This is a genomic window from Smaragdicoccus niigatensis DSM 44881 = NBRC 103563 (assembly GCF_000380645.1).
Lineage (GTDB): Bacteria > Actinomycetota > Actinomycetes > Mycobacteriales > Mycobacteriaceae > Smaragdicoccus > Smaragdicoccus niigatensis.
Genome location: NZ_AQXZ01000018.1, coordinates 923,924 through 938,414, shown reverse-complemented (window position 1 = coordinate 938,414; position 14,491 = coordinate 923,924). Strand labels below are relative to the sequence as shown.

At 65.2% G+C, this 14,491-nt stretch carries 14 protein-coding genes; 6 read left to right on the top strand and 8 right to left on the bottom strand.

From position 1 onward, the window contains the following. Window positions 1–18: 18 nt before the first annotated feature. From F600_RS0120760 to F600_RS0120725, 8 genes are all read right to left on the bottom strand, one after another. A complete protein-coding gene (locus F600_RS0120760) occupies window positions 19–1,014 on the bottom strand; it encodes a hypothetical protein (protein ID WP_018162578.1) in 996 nt (331 codons plus the stop codon). An 80-nt stretch (window positions 1,015–1,094) separates the two neighbouring features. Beyond that, complete coding sequence (locus F600_RS0120755; protein WP_018162577.1) at window positions 1,095–2,057, bottom strand: quinone oxidoreductase family protein; 963 nt, start codon at window positions 2,055–2,057, stop codon at window positions 1,095–1,097. 10 nt (window positions 2,058–2,067) lie between these two features. Continuing rightward, window positions 2,068–3,039 (bottom strand): COX15/CtaA family protein, encoded by a 972-nt coding sequence (locus tag F600_RS0120750; RefSeq protein WP_018162576.1) that lies wholly within the window; start codon window positions 3,037–3,039, stop codon window positions 2,068–2,070. A gap of 4 nt (window positions 3,040–3,043) precedes the next feature. Continuing rightward, a complete protein-coding gene (locus F600_RS0120745; RefSeq protein WP_018162575.1) occupies window positions 3,044–3,820 on the bottom strand; it encodes an ABC transporter permease in 777 nt (258 codons plus the stop codon). Continuing rightward, window positions 3,817–4,749 carry an ABC transporter ATP-binding protein gene (locus F600_RS0120740; protein ID WP_018162574.1) on the bottom strand — a complete coding sequence of 311 codons (933 nt, stop codon included), beginning with the start codon at window positions 4,747–4,749 and terminating at the stop codon, window positions 3,817–3,819. The genes F600_RS0120745 and F600_RS0120740 overlap by 4 nt, the downstream gene beginning before the upstream one ends. Then, window positions 4,750–6,405: a polyprenol phosphomannose-dependent alpha 1,6 mannosyltransferase MptB gene (mptB, locus tag F600_RS0120735; protein ID WP_169518418.1), complete on the bottom strand. Its 1,656-nt coding sequence runs from the start codon at window positions 6,403–6,405 to the stop codon at window positions 4,750–4,752. A 63-nt stretch (window positions 6,406–6,468) separates the two neighbouring features. Continuing rightward, the gene (locus F600_RS0120730) at window positions 6,469–7,089 is read right to left on the bottom strand and encodes a response regulator (protein ID WP_018162572.1); all 621 of its coding nucleotides are present in this window, start codon (window positions 7,087–7,089) and stop codon (window positions 6,469–6,471) included. Next, window positions 7,086–8,222, bottom strand: a complete 1,137-nt coding sequence (locus F600_RS0120725) for a sensor histidine kinase (protein WP_051090858.1) — start codon at window positions 8,220–8,222, stop codon at window positions 7,086–7,088. Before F600_RS0120725 ends, F600_RS0120730 begins: the two co-directional genes overlap by 4 nt. A 112-nt stretch (window positions 8,223–8,334) precedes the next feature. On the opposite strand from F600_RS0120725, the gene F600_RS0120720 reads away from it, so the two are divergent. From F600_RS0120720 to sufD, 6 genes are all read left to right on the top strand, one after another. Then, window positions 8,335–9,294, top strand: a complete 960-nt coding sequence (locus F600_RS0120720) for an SMP-30/gluconolactonase/LRE family protein (protein ID WP_040632189.1) — start codon at window positions 8,335–8,337, stop codon at window positions 9,292–9,294. A 48-nt stretch (window positions 9,295–9,342) separates the two neighbouring features. Further along, a complete protein-coding gene (locus tag F600_RS31320; protein ID WP_026306779.1) occupies window positions 9,343–10,419 on the top strand; it encodes an ankyrin repeat domain-containing protein in 1,077 nt (358 codons plus the stop codon). 33 nt (window positions 10,420–10,452) lie between these two features. Further along, a complete protein-coding gene (locus F600_RS0120710) occupies window positions 10,453–11,025 on the top strand; it encodes a L,D-transpeptidase (protein ID WP_245541580.1) in 573 nt (190 codons plus the stop codon). Window positions 11,026–11,104: 79 nt separating this feature from the next. Beyond that, window positions 11,105–11,845 (top strand): helix-turn-helix transcriptional regulator, encoded by a 741-nt coding sequence (locus tag F600_RS0120705; RefSeq protein ID WP_018162567.1) that lies wholly within the window; start codon window positions 11,105–11,107, stop codon window positions 11,843–11,845. Further along, window positions 11,842–13,278 carry a Fe-S cluster assembly protein SufB gene (gene sufB, locus F600_RS0120700; RefSeq protein WP_018162566.1) on the top strand — a complete coding sequence of 479 codons (1,437 nt, stop codon included), beginning with the start codon at window positions 11,842–11,844 and terminating at the stop codon, window positions 13,276–13,278. Before F600_RS0120705 ends, sufB begins: the two co-directional genes overlap by 4 nt. Further along, window positions 13,279–14,484 carry a Fe-S cluster assembly protein SufD gene (gene sufD, locus F600_RS0120695; RefSeq protein ID WP_018162565.1) on the top strand — a complete coding sequence of 402 codons (1,206 nt, stop codon included), beginning with the start codon at window positions 13,279–13,281 and terminating at the stop codon, window positions 14,482–14,484. The last annotated feature ends 7 nt before the right edge of the window (window positions 14,485–14,491 follow it).

The window sequence follows — 14,491 nt, the reverse complement described above, 5'->3', positions numbered from 1 at the left end:
ATCTTGCGCAAGTGGCGGTTACGCCAGAATCTGCTGCACCCGATCGGACTCGAAAAAACCGGCGTGAAGTCGGCGAACGATCGCGTCGAACTGTCCGTTGTGGACGAGAAGGTCGATGATCGGCGGGGCATATCGACGGGCTTCTTCGGCCATGTCGTCCGGGCCGACACCGATGTCTTCGAGGAGGTCGGCCAGCGTCCAGGTGCCGTACTTCTCGAAGAAGTATTGGACGCCTTCGCTCACGACGCTGCGGAAGTACTCGGTCTGGCGGAAGCGGAAGAAGAACTCGAAGGCCAGAACCAGGAAGTCTTCGACGTCGTCCGGCGTGACCATCTGGCCGATCTCGCTCATTGGGGTGTCCGCGTGCTCGGCCCAGAGATCGACGGCGGCGTCGGCGAGCGCGGTGTCGTCCATCGGACGGCCGCCGCGGTTCTGGAAGTACGTCACCACGAGTTCGGCGAGTTCGCGAATTCGGATCTCCGCCTGGAGCCGGGTATCGGGAGCGAACCGGTTCATGAGCAGTTCTGCGGCACTGAGAACCGAACCGAGTCCGGGCACCTGCTCGGCCTTGATGCGACTCGCGAGCACCGTCGAGCCGGCGGCCTGACAGATGAGCTCGACGGCCCATTCCCGTGTCAGGGGGCTCTCGTAGATCAGTCGTCGAAACGCGGGCAATGCGATGAGGCTTCCCGTGAACTCCTGAATCTGGTTCTGATCGAACACGTTCCGGAGCGGAACTGCGTCATGTGACGTCGTCTCGTAGAGGCGTGCCGCGATCTCCCCGACGAGTTCGGGGATTGACCCCTCGATCGTCCACTGCGACGCGTATTTCAACGCCGTGGCCGTGACTTGTTCGGGCGTGACGACCTGATCGAGGGTCAGTTGGCCGACCGTGTGCAGTGCCGTGTCGATCTCGCGTTCGATGAATGCCGTGAGGGCGTCGCCGGTCAGCTGATTACGCCAGTGATCGACGAGGGCATCGAGAAGCAGGTCAGCTTTGGACGGTCCGGTCACGTGGCCAGAATACGGAGAAGGGGCGAGCAGAGCGAAGGGGAATGGAAACTGCGACGAAGTAGCCGTGTTTGTCGACTCGCTCACGGCACCAGGACGATCGATCCCGTGGTCTTTCGGCCTTCGAGATCGCGGTGGGCTTGCGCGGCCTGGGTTAGCGGATAGCTGGCACCGACCCGAATGTCGAGCGTTCCCTCGGACATCGCGTTGAGAACATCGCCGGCCCGCCAGAGGAGTTCGTCGCGATTCCGTGTGAAGTCCCCGAGCTTCGGACGGGTCAGGAACACCGAGCCCAGAGCGTTGAGTCGTTGCGGGTCGATGGGGTCGACCTTGCCGCTCGCGGCGCCGAACAGGGCGACCATGCCGCGCACCCGAACCGACTTGAGGCTCGCTTCCCAGGTGTCTTTGCCGACGCCGTCGTACACGGCCGCGACGCCCTCGCCGTTGGTGAGCTCACGCACCCGGGCGGGGATGTCATCGGTATAGCGGAGGACTTCGAATGCGCCGGCCTGTCGGGACAGTTCGGCCTTCGCATCGCTGGACACCGTCGTGATGACGCGAGCACCCTTGGCCACTGCGAGCTGGGTGAGGATGAGGCCGACGCCGCCCGCACCCGCATGCATGAGGATCGTGTCGCCGGCGGCTACGGGGTAGACGGAGTTGATGAGGTAGTGGGCGGTCATGCCCTGCAGGAGCGCGGACGCGGCCTGTTCGGCAGGCAGGTTGGCGGGGACCGGAACCGCGCTGGCCGCCCTCACGACGACGAGTTCGCTGTAGCTGCCATTTGCCTCGGCCCACGCGACACGTTCGCCGGGTGAGAACGAACTGCCCGGGCCGACAGTCTCGACGATGCCGACGCCTTCGCTGCCCGGGACATACGGGACGGGCTTCGGATAGGCGCCGGTCCGGAAGTACGTATCGATGAAGTTGACGCCGATCGCTTCGGTTCGAACGACGAGCTCCCCGTCACCCGGCACGGGATCCGGCAATTCGACGAGCTTCAGGACGTCAGGGCCACCGTTTTCGGCAACTTGAATCGCACGCATGTGTCCAGTCTTACCCGACTGCGGTGAGTTCCGTCCGCGCGGTAGTGACTGTCTCCGAAGCGCGTTCGGTTCCGGAGCACCACAGAGCAGCGGTGCCGATCGTGCACAGCGCGGCGCCGGCGACGTGCAGCGCCACCAGGGCGGCCGGCACGCCGGTGAAGTACTGGATGAGGCCGATCGACGCCTGAACGACGACGAGTCCGACGACGATCCACAGTCGGCGCCACACGAGCTTCGACACTCCGACTGCTGCGAGCCCGAACCCGAGTCCGACGAGGAGCGCTAGATAGCCCGTCAAGAACTGCGAGTGCACGTGAGCGAGCGTCACGATCTCGATCTGGAGGCGGGGGACAGTGCGGACGATGTCCTTGTCACCCGCATGTGGACCGGCGGCCGTGACGAGAGTGCCGGCGACGAGAGTGCAGGCCAAAGCCACGCCAGTCAGCGCCGTCAGGGCACGTAGCGGTCGCGGCATGGCCGGTTGCATCACCGATTGGTCCGGCTCACTGATCTTGAAGTACATGACCGTGGCGATCCACACCATCGCCATCGATACGAGGAGATGGATCGAGACGGTCCACCACAGCAGTCCGGTGCGGACGGTGATTCCACCGAGAATGGCCTGCACAACGGTTCCACCGGGCATGAGCCACGCGTAGACCAGCACCTCACGACGACGGCGAGCGCGGAGTACAGCGAGAACGATGAGGCCGGCGGCAATCGTGACGACGAACGTCAGCATGCGGTTACCGAATTCGATCGCCTGGTGGAACACCGGCACCTCGGCGATCCGGACCGGCGTGAAGCTGCCCGGGAAACACCGTGGCCACGTGGGGCAGCCGAGCCCGGACGCGGTCACGCGAACGATGGAACCCGTGACGGCGATGCCGGCCTGCGTCGCGATGACGGCGATCGCAATGATCTGCTGGATGCGAAGTGTCGGGTTGGGGAAGCGGTCAAGAACTCGGTAGAAGGCGTTCATCTCACTACTCGAATCGGAAGGTTCGGGCGGCGAGAGTACCGCAGATCGACGCCCAGATCAGCAGGACAACGAGCCCCAATGCATCGATCGCGTAGTTGACCGACGCCTGCGTGAGCGATTCCGCCAGAGCCCCGGACGGGATGAGTCGGGCAGCGATCTCCAGGCCGGTCGGCAGAGATTCGGTCGCGAACACCGCGCTGCCGATCGCGAGCATGACGAACCACAGGATGTTCGCCAGGGCCAGAACGATTTCCGCCTTCAACGTGCCGCCGAGCAGCAGTCCCATCGTCGAGAACGTGATGGTGCCGATCGCCACGAAGATCAGCATGAGGACGAGTCCGCCGATGCTGGGCCGCCAGCCCAAGGCGAACCCGAGTCCGCCGAGAACGAGCACCTGAATCGCGACGACTCCGGCAACCGCGACGCTCTTGCCCACGATGATTCCCCACCTCGGCAGTGCGGTGGCGCCGAGTCGCTTGAGCGCGCCGTAGCGGCGGTCGAATCCGACCGCAATCGCCTGGCCGGTGAAGGCGGTTCCCATCACGGCGACCATGAGCGTGGCCGGCACGATCTTGTCGATGCGGTGGTCGCCGAATTCGCCGATCGGCAGATACGTGAGACCGATCAGCATGGTGATCGGGATGAGCATCGTGAGCAGCAACTGCTCGCCGTTGCGCAGGAACAGCCTCAGTTCGAGGCGGGACTGCGCCGCCAGCATCTTGAACGGCGCGCTCGGCCGCGGGTCAGCGGCGAACGTGTCCGGGGCGAATCGGTTGGTCATCCGCGCAGCTCCCTGCCGGTCAGTTCGAGGAAGACGTCTTCGAGGCGACGTTGGTCGACCCGGATGTCGGTGGCGAGGACGCCGATCCGGGCACACCACGCGGTCACCGCGGCGACGACAGCGGGCGTGATCTCACCGTCGACGAGATACGTCCCGGGGGAGTTCTCGGCGACCGTGAAGTCTCCCGGGAGGTCTCTGCGCAAGCTGGCGAGGTCGAGCTTCGGACGTGCGGTGAAGCGCAGGTGCCCGGTGGCGCCGCGCGTGGTGATCTCCGCCGGCGTACCGGACGCGACGGTCTTGCCGTGGTCGATGATGACGATCTCGTCGGCGAGCTGTTCGGCCTCATCCATCATGTGGGTCGTCAGCAGCACGCTGACACCATCGCGGCGAAGGGCGTCGATGAGGTCCCACACGAGCAGCCGGGCCTGCGCGTCGAGGCCGGCGGTCGGCTCGTCGAGAAAGACGAGTTCGGGGCGGCCGACGATCGCGCAGGCGAGCGAAAGTCGCTGCTGCTGACCACCGGAGAGGCGACGGTACGGAGTCTTGCGGGAGTCGTTGAGCCCCAGCGTCCGAAGCAGCCACTCGGGGTCGAGCGGGTTGGCGCTGTAGGACGCCACCAGCTGCAACATCTCGGCCGCGCGGGCACCCGGGTAGGCACCGCCACCCTGCAACATGACGCCGATCCGCGGCTTGAGCTTGGCGCGCTCGGAGATCGGGTCAAGTCCGAGAATGCGGATCTCGCCGGCATCCGGACGACCGAAGCCTTCGCACATCTCGACGGTCGTCGTCTTCCCGGCACCGTTCGGGCCGAGCAGGGCGAGGACCTTCGCCGGCGGCAGTTCGAGATCAAGACCATCGACGGCGGTGATCGCACCGAACTTCTTGACGACGCCGCTCAGCTGCACCGCTGGAGCATTGTTCACGATCAATCAGGGTAGCCGAGCAGCGTCGGCGGTTTTCTCATGCTCGGTCTCGCTTACCTGGGCCTCAGGAATCGCGTGGCTCGACCAGGGCAGTCGGTTGACCGTCGAGATGATGATCACGCCGATGACGCAGATGGCGGCGATCGCCGCTTCGACGATGACGAACGGTTTGAACTCGGCACCGTTCGGCATGAGGATCACCGCGACGATCGTCGAAAACACCACAGTCGGAACGCGGAACGCCGGTGTCGTGGCCCAGGCGGCCAGTGGGATGACCCCCCACAGCAGGTACCACGGCTGCACGACCGGGAACAGCAGAACCATCGCGCCGAACGAGACACCGAGTGCTCCGACGGGGTGCAGTCGGCCGGTGTACGTGGCGACGAGCATTCGCATGACCACGAACGCGGCAACCGCGGCCGCGATCGGTCGCGTGAGGCCGAGGACAGCGGTCGTGTGGTCGCCGAGTCCGAGGAGAACGCCGCCGAATCCGGTGATGACACCGACGGCGGTCGGCAACGACATCCAGCTTCGGACGGCGCTGGCGGTGTTGAGCGTGCTCACCCAGCCCATGCCGAGACCGGTGCCGACGCTGATCGCGGCGATGACGACCGCGGATATCGCGAGCAAGATCGCCGCGGAGATGACGACCCCGAGGAAGCCGCGCCCGATCTTGCGCGCCAAGGCCATGCCGAGGAATCCGAGCGCAATCAACGAGGTGATCTTGATCATCGTGGACGCAGACATCAGTACTGTGCCGCTGACCAGGAGCAGGAGAGGTTTTCCCCGTAGCGGGTGCGCCGAGTCCAGACCGCGCAGGGCGATCTCGAATCCGGCCATCATGAAGCCGATCATCAGCGCTTCGTTGTGCACGCCCGCGACGAGGTGAAAGAGCACGAGTGGGTTCGCCGCACCCAACCACAGTGCGGCAACCGGTGCGACTCCACAGCGGCGCGCAAGCCGGGGGAGCGCCCAGACGATCATCGCCAGGCCGATCAGCGCGAGAGCTCGGTGCAGCAGGATTCCGGGCACGATGTTGTAGCCCGTGATCGACGAGATTCGCTCACCCATCCAGAGGAACAGCGGGCCGTAGGGGGCCGGAGTGTCCCGCCAGATCGTGGGAACCGTGCGCGAGAGAACGTTGTCGAGGCCGAGTGCCGGCCCGGGGCCGATCGCATACGGATCGAGTCCACGCGCGGCGATCTCGCTCTGTGCGAGGTACGAGTAGACGTCGCGGCTGAACATCGGCGGGCCGACGCTCAGCGGCAGAATCCACAGCAGGAGCGTGCGGTCGAGCTGCGATCGGGTCATGCGGCGACCCGTCCGGATGCCGAGCGCGAAGCGTCCGAGCAGGAGCCACGCGAGGACGACCATGACGGTGCCGGTGATCGTCGTGGTCAGCGCGGTCGTGAGCATGCGGGCGGGCAGGCCGAGGAGGCGCATGCCGGCGACCGGGTTCTGGAGCACCGGCTGAGCGCCCGCGCCCAGTGCTCCGATTGCCATGAGGACCGCACCCGTCGCACCGAACAGTCGGATGCGTCGGAGCTGTTTGACTTCGAGCGGAAGAAGGCCCGGAGCATCGGGTTCGAGGCCGTGGAGCGCGGCGACCGTGTGTTCGGAACCCGTGACGTCGAGGCCGAGAATGCGACGGCCGAGATTCACCAACTTCTCGACTGGAGAGGCCTCGGTTACCGTCACTCTCGCACCCTAACGGACCACAGACGCCTAAGCCCGAATGATCCGCCGTTCGATCGCGGTGGCAACGGCGCCGGCTCGGGTATCGACGCCGAGCTTCGTATAAATGTGCGAAAGGTGCGACTTCACCGTCGCCTCGGAAACGAACAGTTCCCGAGCCATTTCCTTGTTGCCCAGGCCCTTCGACAGCAGTTGGAGGACTTCGACTTCCCGTTCGGTGATTGCGGGGGCGACCGTCCGTCGGACCAGCGTCGCGGCGACCGTTGGCGCCAGGACGGTCTCGCCGCGAGCGGTAGCCCGGATCCCGGCGAAAAGATCGGCCGGCGGGGTGTCCTTCAGCAGATAGCCGCGTGCTCCGGATTCCAGCACGCGGATGACGTCGGATTCGGTGTCGTATGTGGTCAGGACAAGGACTTCGGGCGGATGTGGAAGAGCACGCAGTCGGGCGGTGATATCCGCACCACCGACCGCCGCATGGCCGAGGCTCAGATCCATGAGAACGACGTCAGGAGTCGCTTCGCCGACGACGGAAATCGCACTCTCGAGGCCGTCCGCCTCGCCGACGACCGAGAGGTCTGCCTGTCCGTCGACGAGCGCGCGAAGTCCCGCGCGTACGACGGGGTGGTCGTCGACGATGACGATCGTGATCATCGATCCTCCAAGGGGAATCGCACGGAAACGGTCGCGCCCTCGCCCGGCGCGCTCTCCATCTCAGCCTGACCGCCCAGTTGTTCGGCACGCTCGCGGATTCCGCGCAAGCCTCGACCTCGAAGTCCGTCGGGGCGAATGTTCGCGGGCCTGAATCCGCGACCGTCGTCCCGAATATCGAGCCGGATTTCGTCGGCGTGATAGGTGAGTGTCACCGCGGCACGGCTCGCGTCGGCGTGCTCGCGGACGTTGGCAAGTGCGCCACGCGCAGTCCGGACCAGCGCCGACGCGACGGCAGGCGGCACGGGTCGCGATGTGCCGTCGATTCGAACCTCGACCGGGAAGCCGAGTGCAGCTTCCCGCGCAACCTGTCCGAGCGCGGATTCGACATTTGAGACGTCAGCGGGCGCGAGGTCGCGGACGACGCGCCGCACTTCGTCGAGTCCGTCTCGTGCCGTCGCGGCAGCGGTGCCGACGTGCTCGCGGGAGGCCTGCGGGTCGGTCGTCCAGGACTGTTCCGCGGCTTGGAGGAGCAGGTTGATGCTCGACAATCCTTGCCCCACCGAATCGTGAATGTCGCGCGACAGCCGCGTGCGTTCGGCGAGAACGCCGCTGCGATGCTGTTCCTCGGCGAGGTCGGCCTGCGTCCGTTCGAGAGCCCGATAGGCGATCGTGGTCACGAGCGCGATGCCCAAGGGACCGGCGATCAGAGTCGGGTCGAAGGTGCCGGTGATCCGCAGCCACGACCCAGCCACGACCAGGGTCATGAGCGCGACAACGGCCGTGGCAGGGCGAAACGGGATGATGCGCAAGACCGCGAACGCGACCGGGACCGCACACCACGCAAAGGACGGCGCCGCGATCGTGAGCGCGGTCCACAGCACGACGATCCCGGTGACCCAAGTCGCGGGCCACCACACTCGGCCGGGCAGCAGAGATCGCGCGGAATAGGCAAGAACGAGCCCCACGGCACCAAGGAGAACGAGCACTCCCGTCAGGCCGAGGCCGTGCCGCATGACGTAGCGAACCGCGGACGTCACAACAAGGACGACGAGCACGACGTGCAACCAGAGATCGAGCCGGGCGACGGGCGCGAGTATCCCGCGGACTCCGGAGGGCTGGCTCTGTGCACACATGATCGTTCCAGCTTAGGGAGGCAGCCGAGGGCTCGGCATCATCCGATTGGCTATCTGATGGTGACCGGTTGCCCGACGCCGGCGAGGGGTCCCACAAAGCACGGTGGAAGGCATGAAACGCAAACTCGCCCTCACTTCCGCACTCCTGTCGATCGCCATTCTGAGCACCGCCTGCCAGAGCGAGGCGCAGTCCGCCTCGGCGCCGCAGTTGCCGTCGACCTACCAGCTGACAGCCGACGCGACCGGATCGACCTTCGAGGGAATCGGCGTGGACGACAAGCGTGGGGTTTTCTATGTCAGCGAGGTGAGCGGTGGCGAGATCCACCGCGGAACCTCGGGCGTCGCGAAGACCGAGGAATGGCTGAAGGGCGACGGCACCGACGGCCGCACCACCGCTCGCGGCATCACGGTCGACAGTGAGGGGCGCATCTACATCGCCGGCGGGCCGAACGGAATCGGCAACGACAAACCGGACCTGTGGGTCTACAGCCCCGAAGGCACGCTGCTCGCGGCTCTCCGGGCACCGGGCAACCAGGTGTTCCTCAACGACGTCGCGATCGGACCGGACGGTGCCGCGTACTTCACGAACTCGAACGACCCGCAGATCTTCCGGATTGCCCTCGACGGCTCCGCCTGGAAGGCGACCCTCTGGGCGGACGCCAAGGGCCAGATCGAGCGCAAGGAAGGCTTCAATCTCGGGGGCATCGTGCTCAGCGCCGATCGGTCGGCGTTCGTCGTTGCGCAGGGCAACACGGGAATGCTGTGGCGGTTCGACACTAAGACCGGTGCCGCGACGGCTGTTCGGGGCGGAACGGGACTGAACAACGCCGACGGCCTCATCCTGCAGGGCGACACCCTCACGGTCGTTCGGAACTTCGACCACCTGCTCGCCACCCTGCGCCTTACCGCCGATGGCTCCGCCGTGGAGAAGGTCCGCGAAGAGCGGACCGATCCGAAGCGCGTGTTCACCACGGCGAAGCCGCTTCGCGGGCAAACGCTCTTCGTCGACAGCAACTTCAAGGAGGAGCCGCCGACGGGTCCGTTCGAGGTGGTCACCGACCCGACCGTTTGAAGAGCCGCACCGCTCGCGGCAGCAGATCAGGCTGAGCTTGATTCACAGCTGCGTGCGGCGGCCTGGCGCAACGATGTCGAATCGGCCCGAAAGCTGATCGAGTCAGGTGCGAACGTCAACGCAAAAGACGACACCCAACAGTCCGCATTCCTCATCGCCACGAGCGAGGGATATCTGGAGTTGCTGCGCCTCACGCTCGAACACGGCGCTGAGGTCAACGACAAGGACAGTTATAACGGCACGGGCCTCATCCGGGCCGCCGAGCGCGGGCACGGGTTGATCGTGGGTGCACTGCTCCGGGCCGGAATCGATCGCGACCACGTCAATCGAAGCGGCTACCAGGCCATTCACGAGGTCGTTTGGTACGGCAAGGACGATGCCGAGTATGCGACCGCCATCCGGGCACTCGCGGCCGGCGGTGTGCGGCTCACGGATCGATCGGGGAGTGAGGGCCTGACTCCGCTTCAGATGGCCCAGCACCGTGGACTGACCAATTCCGAAAGGATTCTCACGATGCTGACCGGAACGCCCCTGCCGGCGAACCCGGACACGGCCCTGCTGGAAGCGGCGGCGGCAGGCGACCCGGACCGAGTTGCTCTGGCTCTGCGAGCCGGTGCCAACATCGAGGCCCGCGACGATCATCAGCGCACTGCGCTGCTGCTTGCCGCGACCTTCGACCACGTCGAGTCGGCCCGACTCCTCGTTGCCATGGGTGCGGACCCGGACTCACTCGACGACCGGCACGACACCCCGTGGTTGGTCACCGGCGTCACGGGCAGCGTTCGGATGCTGGAGGTCTTGCTTCCGGCGAACCCGGATCTGGCGATCGAGAACCGATTCGGTGGTCTGTCGGTGATTCCAGCGAGTGAGCGTGGGCACGTCGATTACGTGCGTCGTGTGGTGCAGACGGGGATCGACGTCAACCACGTCAACGATCCGGGCTGGACAGCGTTGCTCGAAGCCGTCGTCTATGGCGACGGCAGCGCGAAGTATCAGGAGATCGTCCGGATTCTGCTCGGGGCGGGCGCCGACAAATCCATCAAGGACCGCAACGGAGTCACTGCGTTGGAGCACGCGCAGGCAAAGGGACAGACTCAGATCGTGAGCATTTTGCGAGGTTCGTAGCCGAGATCGCAGACGGCTCGTAACTTGGTGATCGTGGCCACCAATCGAGCACATCCAGGCAGTCGCGTCGTGGCGGCGGTCTCGGTGATGCTCGCTGCCGGCTGTGCGAGCAAGTCACCCGAAGTGCAGAACTTCGGCGACGCCAGACCGCTTGTCATGGCTGCGGCACCCGCGGTGACGGCCCCGAAACCATCGCCGGGCCTTGCCTATTCGCCATGTTCAGCGAACACGGATGCCAAGCTGATCGAGGTCAGCCTGTCGAAGCAATTCGCGTGGATGTGTGAGGGCCCGCGGGAGATTCGTACGTCACCGGTCACGACGGGCGCGGTCGCTTCCGGGCAGGGGACACCGACCGGTACGTGGTACATCGAAGCCAAGGAAGTCGACCGCACGCTCGAGGGGCCGGGCTACAGCGACTTCGTGCACTACTGGATGCCCTTCTTCGGTGACTTCGGGTTTCACGACGCGTCGTGGCAAGTCATCCCGTTTGGTGCGGCGAACTTCGTGACGGACGGCTCGCACGGTTGCGTCCGCCTGCCGGACGACGCGATGCGGTGGCTGTATGACTGGACCGAGGTTGGCACCACCGTCACGGTCACGCCGTGACCGCGTGTGACCCTTGTCTCAAGGGCTGGTTAGGCTATCCTGCCTAGCCACCCAGCCGGAATTCCGTCACACTGTTGTTGTGAAATCCGCGGAGAAGCTGGTTGATGCGCGCGACGGTATCGCCGTCGCCGCGGAGCCGCTCGCGCCGGTAAGCACAGAAGGTCGCACCCGTGCCGCCGTCGTGAAGCTCCTTCTCGAAGAAGGTCCGATCACCGCCCCCGACATTGGCGAGCGCCTCAGCCTCACCGCAGCAGGCGTTCGTCGCCACCTGGACGCGCTCCTGGAGTCGGGCGAGGCACAGGCCATCAACGCCCCGGCTTGGGCGCACCGCGGCCGTGGACGCCCACCCAAGATGTTCCAGCTTACCGCTACGGGCCGTGGCAAGTTGGTCCACGCCTACGACGATCTCGCCGGTGCGGCCATGCGCCAGCTGCGCGAAATCGGCGGCGAGGAAGCCATCAAGCAGTTCGCGCGTAAGCGCGTCGAAGCCATCGTTGGCGGCGTCGAGCCGCTGCATGAACCGGGCCAGATGGAAGCCAAGGCCGAAGAGATCGCGGGCGCGTTCACCTCGAAGGGTTTCGCTGCCAGCATTCGCGAAGTTGGCTCGGGCGTGCAGATCTGCCAGCATCATTGCCCGGTTTCGCATGTCGCCGAGGAATTTCCGGAATTGTGTGAAGCCGAGCTCGAAGCATTCCGCGAGATCCTCGGTACTCATGTGCAGCGCCTTGCGACGATCGCCAACGGCAACTGCGCCTGCACCACGAACATCCCATTGACCATCAAGACCGGCACCAACCGCACGGAAGAGGGGCTCGCATGAGCGTCACAACTGACCAGGCCACGCCGCTTACCCAGGAAGAGACCATCGCGTCGCTGGGTAACTACGGCTACGGCTGGCATGACAAGGACGTCGCCGGCGCCAGTGCGCAGCGCGGTCTCTCCGAAGCTGTCGTCCGGGACATCTCGGCGAAGAAGAGCGAGCCCGAGTGGATGCTCGAGCAGCGTTTGAAGTCGCTCCGGATCTTCGACAAGAAGCCGATGCCGAACTGGGGCAGCGACCTCGACGGCATCCACTTCGACAACATCAAGTACTTCGTCCGCTCCAGCGAGAAGCAGGCTGCGACGTGGGACGATCTCCCCGCTGACATCAAGAACACCTACGACAAGCTCGGCATCCCCGAGGCGGAGAAGCAGCGCCTCGTGTCGGGTGTGGCGGCTCAGTACGAGTCCGAGGTCGTCTACCACTCGATCCGTGAGGACCTCGAGAAGCAGGGTGTCATCTTCCTCGACACCGACACGGCATTGCGCGAGCAACCGGAACTCTTCAAGGAGTACTTCGGCACCGTCATCCCGGCTGGGGACAACAAGTTCTCGGCGCTGAATACGGCGGTGTGGTCGGGTGGCTCGTTCATCTATGTGCCGAAGGGCGTGCACGTCGACATCCCGCTGCAGGCCTACTTCCGGATCAACACCGAGAACATGGGTCAGTTCGAGCGGACGCTCATCATCGTCGACGAGGACGCGTACGTGCACTACGTCGAGGGATGTACCGCTCCGGTCTACAGCTCCGACTCACTGCACTCGGCGGTCGTCGAGATCATCGTCAAGAAGGGTGGCCGCTGCCGCTACACGACCATCCAGAACTGGTCGAACAACGTCTACAACCTGGTCACCAAGCGTGCGAAGGCCGAGGCCGGCGCCACGATGGAGTGGATCGACGGCAACATCGGTTCCAAGGTCACCATGAAGTACCCGGCGGTGTGGATGATGGGCGAGCACGCCCACGGTGAGGTGCTTTCCGTCGCGTTCGCCGGCGAGGGCCAGCACCAGGACACCGGTGCGAAGATGCTGCACCTGGCACCGCACACCTCGTCGACCATCGTGTCGAAGTCGGTGGCTCGTGGTGGTGGACGCGCGTCCTACCGCGGTCTCGTGCAGATCAACAAGGGCGCTTACGGCTCGAAGTCGACCGTGAAGTGCGACGCGCTGCTCGTCGACAACATCTCGCGTTCGGACACCTACCCGTACGTCGACATCCGTGAGGACGACGTGACGATGGGTCACGAGGCCACCGTCTCGAAGGTGTCGGAAGACCAGTTGTTCTACCTGATGAGCCGCGGCATGACCGAGGACGAGGCAATGGCAATGGTGGTGCGCGGCTTCGTGGAGCCGATCGCCAAGGAACTGCCCATGGAATACGCGCTCGAGCTGAACCGGCTCATCGAGCTCCAGATGGAAGGGTCCGTCGGCTAAATGGGGTCACTTACTGGTCAGCACAAGCCTGGCCACAGTGCAGTTGTAGAAGCCGCAGAGGCTCGCGGGGTCGGGTCGACCAACCTGCCCGCAAACAAGGGCGAGGTCTTCACGTCGTACGACGTGAACCAGTTCGAGGTGCCCGCGGGTCGCGACGAGGCATGGCGTTTCACGCCGTTGCGTCGTCTGCGCGGTCTTCACGACGGCACGGCTGTCGTCGATGGTGAGGCAGTCATCGAGGTTGCCGCTCCGGAAGGCGTTCTCGTCGAGACCGTCGGTCGTGACGACGCGCGCCTTGGTGCGGGCGGTGCTCCGTCCGACCGCGTTGCGGCACAGGCGTACAGCGGTTTCTCGAAGGCAACTGTCATCGAGGTGCCGAAAGAGGTCGAGGCCAGCGAAGCGGTCATCGTCACCGTCACCGGTGACCACACCTCCTACGGCCACCTGCAGATCCGCCTCGGCAACTTCGCTCGGGCCACGGTTGTCATCAACTACGTCGGCTCCGGCACGTACGCCGAGAACGTCGAGTTCGTGCTGGGTGACAGTTCACATCTGACGGTTGTCGTCGTCCATGACTGGGCGGACAGCGCCGCACACGTCACGCAGCACCACGCCAAGCTCGGCCGCGACGCCGTGCTTCGCCACACTGCGGTGACGCTTGGTGGCGATGTCGTCCGCCTGAGCGCAAACGTTCGTTTCGACGGACCGGGCGGGGACGCTGAGCTTCTCGGCCTGTACTTCGCCGACGCTGGTCAGTTCTTCGAGAGCCGACTCCTGGTGGATCACGCTCAGCCGAACTGCAAGTCGAACGTCATGTACAAGGGCGCGCTGCAGGGTCTCGAGGGCAAGCCCGACGCACACACCGTGTGGGTCGGCGACGTCCTCATCCGCGCGGCCGCCGAAGGCACGGACACGTACGAGGTCAACCGCAACCTGCTCCTGACCGACCATGCGCGTGCCGATTCGATTCCGAACCTCGAGATCGAGACCGGAGAAATCGCGGGTGCAGGTCACGCGAGCGCGACCGGAAAGTTCGACGAAGAGCAGCTGTTCTACCTTCGGGCCCGCGGCATTCCGGAAGACCAGGCGCGACAGCTGGTGGTGCGTGGTTTCTTCCACGAGATCATCAGCAAGATCGCCGTGGAATCCGTGCGCACGCATGTCGCCGACGCAATCGAACTCGAACTAGCTGCGATCAACGCTTAAGGAATTT

Excerpts from the sequence above, each read along its gene's own strand:
- F600_RS0120755 (WP_018162577.1), bottom strand. The coding sequence starts at position 2,057 with ATGCGTGCGATTCAAGTTGCCGAAAACGGTGGCCCTGACGTCCTGAAG.
- F600_RS0120750 (WP_018162576.1), bottom strand. The coding sequence starts at position 3,039 with ATGAACGCCTTCTACCGAGTTCTTGACCGCTTCCCCAACCCGACACTT.
- F600_RS0120745 (WP_018162575.1), bottom strand. The coding sequence starts at position 3,820 with ATGACCAACCGATTCGCCCCGGACACGTTCGCCGCTGACCCGCGGCCG.
- F600_RS0120730 (WP_018162572.1), bottom strand. The coding sequence starts at position 7,089 with ATGATCACGATCGTCATCGTCGACGACCACCCCGTCGTACGCGCGGGA.
- F600_RS0120725 (WP_051090858.1), bottom strand. The coding sequence starts at position 8,222 with ATGTGTGCACAGAGCCAGCCCTCCGGAGTCCGCGGGATACTCGCGCCC.
- F600_RS0120720 (WP_040632189.1), top strand. The coding sequence starts at position 8,335 with ATGAAACGCAAACTCGCCCTCACTTCCGCACTCCTGTCGATCGCCATT.
- sufB (WP_018162566.1), top strand. The coding sequence starts at position 11,842 with ATGAGCGTCACAACTGACCAGGCCACGCCGCTTACCCAGGAAGAGACC.
- sufD (WP_018162565.1), top strand. The coding sequence starts at position 13,279 with ATGGGGTCACTTACTGGTCAGCACAAGCCTGGCCACAGTGCAGTTGTA.